Genomic DNA, 12,248 nt, shown 5'->3' with positions numbered 1-12,248 from the left:
CTCTATTATTAAATTCGCTATTTATGCATAGCCTCTGTCGGGCAGAGCACAGAGCTGCTCAAAAAACACTCTAATTAGTTATTTTGGCACATTTTTCGACAATACTGCAGCTCATACAAAAATAATCTATATCCCAACCAAATAGCAGAATTTGGTTTTAATAGCCTTAAGGCAAACTACGGGCATCCAGCAAATTCAAGGTAACTCCGTCAAAACTGACCCTACACTTCAAACCACTCGGCAGGCGATTATTGGGATTGGGAAATGACAGACGAATTCCGAAGGTATTGCTCGGCCCATCAATTACCTGATCAACCAGGACCACTTCAGCGGAATAGCTCCGGTCGGCAATACCCAGCTCCGGTAAAACACTCGCCTTCATACCGGCTTTAACTTTGCCGTAGAGGCTTGCAGGCGCAAACACTTCCACACGCAGGGGATCCAACTGCGCCAATTTGAGTACCGGCTCAAAATCAATATGCTCACCCGGTTCTTTCAAGCGCTCAACCACAACACCATCGATAGGGCTAACCAGTGTGCGCCGCTGCAAGTCGGCCAGCGCACGCTTATGCTCCAACTCAGCCTGCCGCTTACGATCAAGCGCCTGTTGCAGCTGTTGCTGTGCAATTGCATGCTCGGTTTTGAGTTTGTCCAGCTCGGAAAAAGACGCGGCTTTCTTCTCGTACAAGTCTTTTACCCGAGTCAAGGCTCGCTCGCTAAACTCAACAGCCAATTGTTGGGCCTGAACATCACTGGTCAACTCAGATTGTACGCGGCGTAATTCTGCGGTCGCCGCTTCCAACCCCGCATCCAGGCGCGCAACCACATCACCTTTTTTGACTACATCATTTTTATCGACCAATACCTCGCTGATAACCCCTTCAACAGCGCTACTCATTTCCACCACGACGGAGGGCTCAATGCGGCAATTAAGCTGCGCAGGCTCCTGAGTCTGCGCAAATGCCTCACTGCCCAACAAGGCAATCAGTAGTGAAAAACCGGGAAATTTATACATGCTACATCCGTCTAAAAAATATTAAGGCGCTATAAAAATACATATTGCTTATTACTATAGTGCAAAAAAACAGGTTACGAAAAATGGCGTATGAAAAGTTGCTGCAATGCGCGGTACCACTGCGCAGCCAGAGGTTCCGCCGGATGCTGGAAGCGCACATAGGCGCGTTCGCCATAACGACCGGACTGTACAAAATCATTCAGGGCCAGATCCAGCAAAAACACCTCTTCTTTTACGCGAGTGCCGGAAGGATGGGTTGAGTCCACCGCTAATCGCCCACCACCCTGTGCGCCCAATACCTGGCTGGGTAACTCCCGGGTTGCAACCGGAATATCCTGTGCCATTTCCGCCTTAATACTCTGCAGCGGATTGCTGGCAAATTTGATACTAACTCCCGCTGTGGCTTGGCGAACCAAGCCTATTTCATCTTGCAAGAGCGCAGCGCGAACACGCACGCTATCGGGCTTTTCGATCAGCGCAAACTCATCGCCCTGCCGCAAGAAACTACCAGGCAGATGATACTGGCGGGTAATCCGGAAAATGCCACTGGAAGGGCTGCGCACCACCAGATTAACTACGCGGGATTGCAATAATTCGATTTCAGCTTTAATGGCATTGATGTCCTGCTCAAACAATTGCGCTTGGGCGCGGTCTTCAACCCATGCCTGCTGATAGCGGGCTTCATACTCACGCAGATGAGCTTGTTGTACGGCCAAATTCGCCATTAGTACCGGATTATGTAAGCGCACCAGCTCCTGCCCTTGCTCTACAGTAGTGCCATCTACAACTAACAATTGCGCTACTTCGCCGCTGGACTCCACTTTTACCCGCGCCTCATCCGGCAACCACAGCACAGCTTCAACGGACGTTGACATTGGCATAGGGACAGCGACCAACAACAAAATCGCCAGCGCTACACCCGCCCCGGTCACACCCAGAGCACGTGCACGTTTACTGGCTATTTGTTTATCGCTCATTAAATAATTGAGTGCTTTGAGTGCAGGCCACAACAATTGAAAAAACAACAACCAACAGCCAATCACTAACCCTAGTGTCGGAAAATAATTCGCCACTAACAAAATAATAAAAAACAACATAAATAAGCGATACGCAAACGCCGCCACACTGTAGCCCGTGAGCAGCACCGCTTCGCGATAATTCACTGCCGGTGAAAACACACCACTCAAACCATAGGCATAGCGGCGCAATAAATAACTGAACTGCTGATTCGCGCGGGTGGCAAGATTGGGTAAATCGAATGCATCCGTTAGCAGATGATAGCCATCAAAACGCATGAGCGGATTGCCATTAAAAAATAGCGTGGATACACCGCCGAGAATAATGATGTTGTATAAAAAATCGCGCAGAAAACCATTGGGTAATTGCAGCCACAGCAAGAGTGCGAGTGCCGCTAAAAATAATTCCACCGCCATGCCCGCCGCCCCCACCATCAGCCGCTGGCGTTTGGATTGAAAACCTGTCGCTGCGCTCGCATCGACATACGGCAAGGGTGTGCCTACAACAAACACCAAACCACAGTCATTGACTTGCCCGCCCCAGACTTTGGTAAATAAACCGTGTCCCAATTCATGCAACACTTTAAAACAGGGATAGGTTAACCAGAGCAAAAATAAATTCGACGGCGATAACACGCGATCCAAATGCCCTTGGGTGAGCTGTGTCCAATGCACGCCCACTTGCAAGAGCGCATAGCCAACCACGAGCAGCCACACAATCCCCATAGGGCGCGATGCGAGCAAACGTGCGACCGGCATTAATTTATCGAGCAACCGATCAGGGTTGCCGAGCGGGATATTCCAGGTGAGAGGATTCATCAACAACCGCAGCCAGCGCTGTTGTTTTTTTTGCTCGCGCCGCGCAAATAATTCCTGCGTATTCGGTGGCAGATCGCACACCAACAAATCCGCAACATGCAAATATTGCAGCAGATGAATTAAATCATCGCGCGTGGGAATTTCATCTTCCGCCGCATAAAATTCCGCGTGCGCCGCTGAGGCAAGCACTTGGCTCAACGAATTGCGCCCATCCATCGCACTGATCAAGCGCCAGGCAGAAGGTGTGAGGCGATGGAAGCGGCCATTGCTTTTATCTTGCAGGATGTACCAGCGCTCGCCGTTGTAATCGCGCCGCTGGATATGGATGTGGCGCGGCAGTGATGGCCGCAGCGATTCCAGCCGCTGCCAGACGGGATTGCTGTTAGACGCTTGGGATTCAGTCATAAGCGGATCACCAGAGCGTCAACCGCAACCAATGCCACAGATCGTGGAACCAGATCCAGCCCAATGCGCGGCGGCCAGCGGTTAATTTGCCAGTGCCGGTCATACCCGGGCGCAACACATCCAATTCCTGAATTAATTCAGCATCCACACGGAAATAATTGCGTCCCTCACGCACTTCGCTGATGGGTGTAACGCTTTTTACACGCACGGCAAAAACATCACCGGGCAAACTGGAAAATTTCACCTGCCCTTCCTGGCCGGATTGCACAGCGGCAATATCGCGCTCATCAACAAATAACTGCACCAGAAAACCCTGCGCAGCGGCGATTTCAAATAACACATCACCCTGTTTTACGGGCGCGCCCTGGGTTTGCGAAATATCGTCAGAAACGATAATGCCGTCCATGGGGGCAATTAATTGTGTGCGCCCCAACTGCTGGTCAATCAACCGCAATTGGATGCTGGCTTGATCCATTTGTGCATCGGCAATGGCAGCGTCTACACGATCGGAATTGGCGAGCGCTGTGTCGTAAGCCTGACGATACTGCTGCACCTGGCTCGCCAATTTTTGGCGTTCAAGGCGCAAGTCCTCATCATTTAATTGTGCCAGTGCTGCACCTTTTTTTACGCTGTCGCCCGGGCGCGCAGTGATTTTTCCTAAATAGCCATCCTGTGGTGATACCACCAAATATTTTTCGGTGGTTTGCAAAGTCGCGTCGGCAGATACGCGATAGTCGAGCGGCACAAACAGTGCGACAACCAATATCAGCAGCAAGGTCGCGATAATTTTTCCACGCCAGGAATCTTCACCAAACCAGCGCTCCAGCCGCTGTGCAGTGCGCTGCTTTAACCCTTGCCACACACTCGCACCCGCCTGCTGGCGCAACGCGATAATCGTTCCGGCAAAATGCAAAGCTTGCTGCACAAAGCTGCGCTGGTCATTCGTCAGCGCCGCCTGTTTATCCAGCTCGATGGTGAGCACACCAATAATCACATCGCCATTACGCACCAGTAAACTGTGCACGGATTGCAGTTGCTGTTGCTGCTGTAATTGCTGGTGCGCGTGTTTGATCAACACCGGTAAGGTCGATTCAGAATCAGGCGCAGGTTCGGCAATGTGTGCAGGAGGAAAATCAATTGCAGCACCCTGCTCCAGCGCCTCCGCCATGGCTTCACTAATGGCCTGCATCGCCTGGGTGCGTTTATCAAAGTTGGCGGAAAATGAAATTGCCTCTAGCGCAATATTGTTTGCGTCGCGCACGCCCAAGCTAACACGCGTTGCTTGCAAAAACCCGGCGAGCAAATTCACCAAGCTGATTGCAGTCTCTTGCAGCGAGTTTTCTTTTAATAAACTGGCACTGAGTTGCAACAGCGCCGGACTGGCAGAGTTTTTATCAATGATGGGTACAACAGCTGGAGGCGGAGCCTCGTCGGGCTGTTGCAATAAAAATTGCAACCAGTATTGGCCGAGTTTGAGATTCTTTAATACGGCAGGTAATTCTTTTTTATCTTTTAATTGCAGATGCAGGAGCAACACGCCCCAGGGTTCACCGTCAATTACCAGTGGCTGACCAAGAATAAAATGGCCATCACCATCCGGTTCCAGATGCAGGCGTTTTTTATCCAATACCTGCGCGAGCGCCTCACGCAAAGCGGCATTATTTGCCGCTGCATTGGGCCATTTGGCGACAATTTTGGGGGAAACGCCAAACGTGGTTTGCACCAACATGGCAGCACTGACGCCACCGAGCATTTGGCATTGCATGCTGAGCCAGAGTTTGAGCGATGCTGTAAAAGACTGCATGGGCGTTCTACTGGTGTGTTTGGTCCTAAGTCTTGGACAAATGCTCCAAGGTATCGAACAGTTTGTTATTGTTGTTGGCTCACAAGTTAACGATATAAGTTCTCATCAACAAAGTCAGGCATTCAGGGCAAGTCTAGTTCTAATGGCGAAAAGTTGTATAACAAAATCGCTGCTATTTTTATCGTGGCGAAGAATAAACGAATGCGAAATCCGGTGCCAGTTACTTATCAGCACCATGGCCCCCTACATCAGGCCTGTGTCGTGCTTGCGACCTGCGTACGGCCACCTGAGTCAGGATCTGTATTTTTGCCTCATTATCCACAACGCTCCAACGAGTAATTTCCTCCAGGGTGCGAAAACAGCCCACGCAAATATCGGCCTCATTCAAGCAGCAATTGCGTACACAAGGGGATTCTACGATTGTGCTCACCCGTTTCTCCATCTGCTGTTATTACCCAACATTATAACCAATACAAATCACTAATTATTTTCTGCGAAAAATAGCTTTTTAAGAGTATTTATCAATTGCTCATCTACACTCTTGTCTGTTAGTGCTTTCCCTCGCGTCGCCAAACTCCAGTAGCAACATGGTTGGAGGGAATATTTCTCAGGGGCTATGGATTGAACGAGACATGCACCGAATTACGTTTTTTGGTTATAGCTATCCTTTACCGCCAATATTAATCTCAGGCTTTTTACTTGCACTGGGCATTGGTGTGCTAATTACCTGGCACGCCCCATATACGTTGTCGTCTATATACCCCTACGCAACACTCATGACCTATAACACGGCGATAGGTATTATCACTTGTGGTTTGGGTTTATACGCCATACTGCGTTCAAGACCTGTGTTTTTGTTCATATGCTGCTTCGTTTTGTTCGCTCTCGGCGCGCTCACGTTATTAGATTTGATCGCCGGTATGCCATTCGATACGACTAACTGGTTTATCGTTTTACTCAGCGAACCACCCGCTCATACCCAGCCCATGTCACCCGTTACTAGCGCCGCATTTTTGCTTGCATCATTCACCTTGTTCTTTGGGTCATACACAGAAGGTGCACGCAGCATAATAGCCACCCTGTTAAGTCTGCTGATTTTTTTCACTGCAGTGTCCACCGTATTCAGCCAGGAGTTTGGGCTTTTCCCCAGTTTTATCTGGATGGGGATAAAAATGTCACCACAAACCGCAGTGAGCCTGGTTGGTTTCGCGATAGGTATTTTTGTTCTTCGTTACTCAGCGGCTATTGAAGCATTTAATCGGCTGAATTTTTTTAATCGCTTGGTGACCGGTTTTATTTTTATGAGTTTGCTATTTATTGGTATTGGTTCGATCGGGTTATTGCAAATCAATAATGTTGCACAGATCTCACAAAAGTTGTACCAAGGACCACTCCAAGCGAGCAATGCATCACTGCGCATTAAAAATGATATTGGTAACCTTAACCGTATTATTAAAGATGTGGCAATTAACCCGGACCTGATTAAGAAAAAAAATATTCCCGCCATACTGTTAGAAATTGAATTAAAAATTACCAATGAACTAGTGCTCATTGAGCGCGAACAGCTGGCAGCAAATGATATTGTCCAGTTTAAGACCCTGTTTAATGATTGGAAAATCGTTATCCACAATATTCACCAGCAATTGGAAGCCGGGGATATTGAGGGTTATAGAAACATTGCCCTTAGCCAAATCCAGAATACAACAGTTATTTTGGAAAATTTATGTGACCGCATGATCGCCGAGGCGCAGGAGCAAATGCGTCTACTGAATGAGCAGGCTATCCTGACCAAAAACCACTCCGCGAATTTAATGCTGGTGGTGATTGTCGGATTTTTGCTCGTGGGGATTTTAGTTGCAGCATTGATCACCCGCAGCCTGAGTTGGCAGCTGGAAAAAATTCGCCAAGCCATGCTGACGATTGCAAATGGCGATACGCAAATCGCGATTCCGTTTAATGACCATCCCCACGAAATTGGTGATATGGCCAAAACGCTCAAGGTGTTTGCGCACAACATCGATGAACGTAAAAAATCTGCACAGCTTCTGGAACAGCATCAACGAGAACTGGAGAAATCCAATCAGCGGCTGGAACAGACCAATAAAGAGTTGGAAACTTTTGCCTATGTCGCATCACACGATTTGAAATCACCCCTGCGCGGCATTGCACAACTGTCTAACTGGATCGATGAAGACTTGGCAGAAAAGGAATTTGCAGAAGTGGGGAAACACACCCAGATGCTGCGCAACCGCATTCAGCGAATGGAAAAATTACTCGATGATATGTTGGTTTTTTACCGAGCAGGCAAGATCGATGGCAACATCACCCGTATCGATCTGGCCCATATGGCAAAAGAATTATTTGAAATCCAAAACACCAAAGCAGGCCTTCATTTGGAGCTGGGCGACAACTTACCGGTATTCGATAGCCTGAGCACACCCTTCGAGCAAATCCTGCGTAATTTATTTTCCAACGCCATCAAGCACCATGATTTGGATGAGGGGATTATTCGTATTGAAGGTCGACGACTCAATAATGATTTTTATGAGATCAGTGTTAGCGACGACGGCCCTGGAATTCCCACCAAATTCCAGGAGCGGGTGTTCGGCATGTTCCAAACATTAAGGCCGCGCGATGAACTGGAAGGCAGCGGCATGGGGCTGGCGCTGATCAGAAAAATTGTGGAAACCTACGGCGGCAAGATCAGTGTACATTCAGAGGGGCGCGGCTGCCGTTTTACCTTCACTTGGCCACAGACGATCGAAAGGAAACCGGACCATGATTGATAAAATTCACCCGCTCGTTAACCAGGAATTCAAAACCGTCAGTTTGCTGATTATCGATGATGACGATATAGATGCAACCGCACTAAGGCGCGCGCTCCATAAACTCAAATTGCTCAACCCACTCTACCGCGCTAAAGACGGCATGGAAGCGCTTGAAATATTGCGTAATGGCGAAGTGCCCAGCCCTTACATTATATTGTTGGATATCAACATGCCGCGCATGAACGGCCTGGAGTTTTTGGAAGCGCTGCGCGCTGATCCGGAATTAACCCACGCGGTGGTGTTCGTCCTGACCACCTCCAAGTCGGACGAAGACATTATTGCAGCCTACCGCGAGCATGTTGCCGGCTACTTGCTAAAACAGCGAATGGACAGCGATTTTATGCAAGTTGTGAGTTTGCTGGATCACTACTGGCGCGTTATTGAACTGCCCATCAACGAAAAATAATGGCGGTTGACCAAGTACATTTAGGCGGAGAGGTATCCTGCATGAAGCTATTGCTCATCGACGACAACGAACTTGACCGGCAAGCCATTATTCGCACATTCAAAAAAACGGAATGGGATATCACTATTGCCCAGGCCTGCTCCGCTAGTGAAGGTCTTGCCCAATTTGACAGCAATGATTTTGATGCAGTGTTGCTCGACTATCGCCTGCCCGACATTGATGGCATGGAGGTTTTGCAACTCCTCAATAAACATCCCCACCATCACGCCGCCATTATTATTCTCACTGGCGCCAGTGCCGATGATGATCTGGAGCGCGAATTTATTGAAGCTGGCGCGCAGGATGTCTTGTTCAAATCCGAAATTGCCCATAAGCATTTAACCCGCGCCATCACCCACGCGCGTGCACGCCATGTGCTAGAGCGGCAACTGCAAGAGAGCCATCAGCGGTTACGCGCATTGGCCGAAAATGATTCGCTCACTGGCCTCGCCAATCGTTACTACTTTGATGAGAGCTTGCGCGCTGCCATCCAGCGCGCTAAACGCCACAATGAACAACTCGCACTATTATTTCTCGATCTCGATAACTTTAAATTTATTAACGATGGCCTCGGCCATGTTATTGGTGACCAGGTATTAAAAGAAGTCGCAACGCGTTTGCTTCACGTGGTACGTGCAGGCGACATTGTCTGCCGTTTGGGTGGCGATGAATTTGCAATTCTCGCACATAATTTTGATTCGCAAGAATCCGTAAGCCAACTTGCACAGCGAATTCTCGATGATTTGCGCCGCCCGATTTTGATCGGCAGCAACGAGCATTCCATTTCAACCAGTATTGGTATTGCGGCTTACCCGGATGCAGGTGAAAACGCCAGCGATCTACTCAAAGCGGCCGATATGGCTATGTATCGCGCCAAGCAAGATGGCCGCGCTAACTTCCAATTTTTTTCTTCGCTGATGCAAGCGCAAATGCAAGAGCGCCTGCGCCTTGAAAAAGAATTGCGCGCATTGATTCCCACCGATCACTTTATTTTGTTTTACCAACCCATCGTGGATGCACAAACCTTTGAAATTTGCGGCGCAGAAGGTTTAATTCGCTGGGACCATCCAGAGCGCGGCATTTTGCCACCTAGTGAATTTATTACCCTCGCTGAAGAGATTGGATTAATCAGTGAGATAGATTCGAAAAGCCGCTTTAACGCTTGCAAACAATTGGCCAACTGGCGCACACAGGGATTGGTTGATGATAACTTCAATATGAAATTTAACGTCTGCGCCCAGCTGCTCACCGATGAAGATTTATACCAAGGCATTATTGATGACCTCGCCAGTACCGGTGTACCCGGTCGCTGCGTAAGCCTCGAAATCACCGAGTCGGTATTGATTGAGAATTTGGAGCGCACCGCAAAGAGCCTGCAAAAAATTCAGGACTATGGTGTAGAAATTGCCGTCGATGATTTTGGTACTGGCTATTCTTCAATGGCCTACCTGAAAGAATTACCAGCGCGCACGCTCAAAATTGATCGAAAATTTATTCAGGGTGTGCCCGATAACGCGGCCGACTGCCGCATCCTGCGCGCCATGATCGTGTTTGCCAAAAGCCTGGACTTAACCGTAGTGGTTGAAGGAGTTGAAACCCGCGAGCAAGCGCGTGTCTGCCGTGATTATGGCGCGGATTTGTTACAAGGTTATTTATTTTCCAAACCCCTTTCGCCCTCGGCATTTGAGCAATTGCTAAAGAGCCACAATGCACAGGAATGGGGTAACCGCCTGTCTACACTCGGCACCAAAGCGGGTTAATAGCCCCCAAGTGGTATTTTGTCGATCAAGAAACAAACACATAGCCAAACCCAATACCGCGCATTGAGCCATACAATTTTGCACGGCTATTGCGATTCGCCTATCATGCCCCCACATTGGCAAAACCCCTTTGCAACCTTCCTATTTATTGCATCAAGTTCAAGGATCTCCTATGAGTGACGTACAACACCATCGCCTGATTATCCTCGGCTCCGGCCCCGCTGGTTATACCGCCGCTATTTACGCCGCGCGCGCCAACCTCAAACCCGTAGTGATTACCGGTATGCAACAAGGCGGTCAATTGACCACCACCACCGAAGTAGAAAACTGGCCCGGTGGCGTACACGATCTGCAGGGCCCGGACTTGATGGTGCAAATGCAAGAACACGCCGAGCGTTTTGACACCCAGATTATTTTTGACCACATTCACGAAACTGTATTGACCGAACGTCCATTCAAATTGATTGGCTCCAATACTTATACTTGCGATGCGCTAATTATTTCCACTGGCGCCTCTGCGCAGTATTTAGGTCTGCCGTCAGAAGAAGCCTATATGGGCAAAGGCGTGAGTGCCTGTGCCACCTGTGATGGTTTCTTCTATCGCGACCAAAAAGTTGCCGTTGTTGGCGGCGGTAATACTGCCGTGGAAGAAGCACTGTATTTGTCCAACATCGCCAGCGAAGTCACTCTGATTCACCGTCGCGACAAGCTGAAATCAGAAAAGATTTTGCAAGACAAACTCATGGCAAAAGTGGCTAACGGCAATATCAAAGTGATTTGGAATCACCAGTTGGATGAAGTGCTGGGCAATGATTCCGGTGTGACCGGTTTGCGCCTGAAAAGTACCCAAGATGGTGCAACCCAGGAGATTGATGTCGCCGGTGTATTTATCGCGATTGGCCACAAACCCAATACCGATATTTTTGAAGGCCAGCTCACTATGAAAGATGGTTACATCAAAGTAAAAAGTGGCTTGGAAGGCAACGCCACCCAAACCAGCATTGAAGGTGTATTTGCAGCAGGTGATGTGGCTGACCACATTTATCGCCAGGCGATTACTTCATCAGGCTCAGGTTGTATGGCGGCGCTCGATGCGGAAAAATATCTCGACGATTTGAAATAATCACCAGATTTTTTTGCACAAAAAAAAGAGGAAAAGCCGCAAAGGTTTTCCTCTTTTTTATCGACTCAGCTTCAATTCGCAGAATTAAGCGAAATACCATTGCAGCGATTAACGGCCCGACGCTTTATCTAACTCTTCGCGCAATTTACTCATCCAATGGTTAAACGCCAAGCGCACTTGTACATTATTGGTCACACGATTATTTTCTTCCCAAATCCGCCCCAGATCACGCTGGTCGGTAATAATCGCCAAAGGCTTTCCTGAAACAGAATCGTAAAGCGAAATTTCCAACGTCATAGTGCCCATGCCTTCACTGTAAACCTTCACATTGGTTGGGCGCCCTTTCATATCATCTTTACTCCCCAGAGGAGCAATCTCCACGACTTTGGCCGATACCGTTAGCACGTCGGGACCCGCTTGCATTGCCGTGGCGTAGGTGCCATCAGCAATTAAATTATTCATCAACGCTTCGGTATATCGTTCTTGATAATAACGACGGTCTGCATCATTCAACTCCCATGGCGTATCGTCGGTGAGGTTACTGGATGATAGCTTGCGGATTTTTACCTCGTTCAGGTTTAACTGCTCAACAAACAGTTTTTTGTATTGCGAAAACTGCGCGCCGGGCGCAATAAACGTGCCGTCAAAACGGGATTTTTCAACCGCCGCAAGACCTGCTTTATCGGCTTTAACCTGGGCGTCTTTTTCATGCTTTTTTGTTATGGAGCAACCGGCAACCAAACTGGTAGCCAGTGCAAGGAACACGAGGTTGGATGCAGTGCGTTTCAATAGCGTATTCATGGCTTACCTACCTGTATATCAATTCAAACATTCAGCGGATTAGCCCGCAGGCTTTTATAAGACGTTATTCGTAATTCAGGGTTCAGCGGATGCCTACCGGGCATCGCGGTTGGCAGACCATAACAAAGCTGCCAAAAGAATGTAAGTTATTGAAGCACAAAAACAAACCGGGAGGCTAAAGCCTCCCGGTTATGTTTGTAATATTTTGTAGACTAGATGCGATAACCCTCAG

The 12,248-nt window shown here is 48.6% G+C and carries 9 protein-coding genes; 4 read left to right on the top strand and 5 right to left on the bottom strand.

What is annotated here, in order from left to right; translation table 11 throughout:
• Positions 1-166: 166 nt before the first annotated feature.
• The 4 genes from J2X05_RS14630 to J2X05_RS14615 all read right to left on the bottom strand — a co-directional run bounded on the left by J2X05_RS14630 (position 167) and on the right by J2X05_RS14615 (position 5,501).
• A complete protein-coding gene (locus J2X05_RS14630; protein ID WP_310073689.1) occupies positions 167-1,015 on the bottom strand; it encodes an efflux RND transporter periplasmic adaptor subunit in 849 nt (282 codons plus the stop codon).
• A 74-nt stretch (positions 1,016-1,089) separates the two neighbouring features.
• Entirely contained in the window at positions 1,090-3,255 is a 2,166-nt protein-coding gene (locus J2X05_RS14625; RefSeq protein ID WP_310073688.1) for an efflux RND transporter periplasmic adaptor subunit, read from the bottom strand.
• A gap of 7 nt (positions 3,256-3,262) precedes the next feature.
• Positions 3,263-5,059 carry an efflux RND transporter periplasmic adaptor subunit gene (locus J2X05_RS14620; protein ID WP_310073687.1) on the bottom strand — a complete coding sequence of 599 codons (1,797 nt, stop codon included), beginning with the start codon at positions 5,057-5,059 and terminating at the stop codon, positions 3,263-3,265.
• A gap of 220 nt (positions 5,060-5,279) precedes the next feature.
• Positions 5,280-5,501 (bottom strand): DUF1289 domain-containing protein, encoded by a 222-nt coding sequence (locus J2X05_RS14615; RefSeq protein ID WP_310073686.1) that lies wholly within the window; start codon positions 5,499-5,501, stop codon positions 5,280-5,282.
• Between the two features lie 334 nt (positions 5,502-5,835).
• On the opposite strand from J2X05_RS14615, the gene J2X05_RS14610 reads away from it, so the two are divergent.
• From J2X05_RS14610 to trxB, 4 genes are all read left to right on the top strand, one after another.
• Complete coding sequence (locus J2X05_RS14610) at positions 5,836-7,845, top strand: sensor histidine kinase (RefSeq protein WP_310073684.1); 2,010 nt, start codon at positions 5,836-5,838, stop codon at positions 7,843-7,845.
• Positions 7,838-8,293 carry a response regulator gene (locus J2X05_RS14605; RefSeq protein WP_310073681.1) on the top strand — a complete coding sequence of 152 codons (456 nt, stop codon included), beginning with the start codon at positions 7,838-7,840 and terminating at the stop codon, positions 8,291-8,293. Before J2X05_RS14610 ends, J2X05_RS14605 begins: the two co-directional genes overlap by 8 nt.
• A gap of 41 nt (positions 8,294-8,334) precedes the next feature.
• A complete protein-coding gene (locus tag J2X05_RS14600; RefSeq protein ID WP_310073679.1) occupies positions 8,335-10,092 on the top strand; it encodes a putative bifunctional diguanylate cyclase/phosphodiesterase in 1,758 nt (585 codons plus the stop codon).
• Between the two features lie 172 nt (positions 10,093-10,264).
• A complete protein-coding gene (gene trxB, locus J2X05_RS14595; protein ID WP_310073677.1) occupies positions 10,265-11,215 on the top strand; it encodes a thioredoxin-disulfide reductase in 951 nt (316 codons plus the stop codon).
• Between the two features lie 108 nt (positions 11,216-11,323).
• Here trxB and J2X05_RS14590 read toward each other — a convergent pair whose 3' ends face one another.
• Complete coding sequence (locus J2X05_RS14590; protein WP_310073675.1) at positions 11,324-12,016, bottom strand: DUF3313 family protein; 693 nt, start codon at positions 12,014-12,016, stop codon at positions 11,324-11,326.
• Positions 12,017-12,248: the final 232 nt, after the last annotated feature.

Origin of the sequence: Cellvibrio fibrivorans (genome assembly GCF_031457055.1) — a bacterium.
In the GTDB taxonomy this organism is placed as follows: Bacteria; Pseudomonadota; Gammaproteobacteria; order Pseudomonadales; family Cellvibrionaceae; genus Cellvibrio; species Cellvibrio fibrivorans.
Note: the sequence above shows the minus strand (reverse complement) of the source record. Positions and strands in the feature narration are given on the sequence as shown.

Bases quoted from the DNA above. Each gene is read 5' to 3' on its own strand.
- J2X05_RS14625 (WP_310073688.1), bottom strand. From the start codon at position 3,255: ATGACTGAATCCCAAGCGTCTAACAGCAATCCCGTCTGGCAGCGGCTG.
- J2X05_RS14620 (WP_310073687.1), bottom strand. From the start codon at position 5,059: ATGCAGTCTTTTACAGCATCGCTCAAACTCTGGCTCAGCATGCAATGC.
- J2X05_RS14590 (WP_310073675.1), bottom strand. From the start codon at position 12,016: ATGAATACGCTATTGAAACGCACTGCATCCAACCTCGTGTTCCTTGCA.
- J2X05_RS14600 (WP_310073679.1), top strand. From the start codon at position 8,335: ATGAAGCTATTGCTCATCGACGACAACGAACTTGACCGGCAAGCCATT.
- J2X05_RS14630 (WP_310073689.1), bottom strand. From the start codon at position 1,015: ATGTATAAATTTCCCGGTTTTTCACTACTGATTGCCTTGTTGGGCAGT.
- J2X05_RS14605 (WP_310073681.1), top strand. From the start codon at position 7,838: ATGATTGATAAAATTCACCCGCTCGTTAACCAGGAATTCAAAACCGTC.
- trxB (WP_310073677.1), top strand. From the start codon at position 10,265: ATGAGTGACGTACAACACCATCGCCTGATTATCCTCGGCTCCGGCCCC.
- J2X05_RS14610 (WP_310073684.1), top strand. From the start codon at position 5,836: ATGACCTATAACACGGCGATAGGTATTATCACTTGTGGTTTGGGTTTA.
- J2X05_RS14615 (WP_310073686.1), bottom strand. From the start codon at position 5,501: ATGGAGAAACGGGTGAGCACAATCGTAGAATCCCCTTGTGTACGCAAT.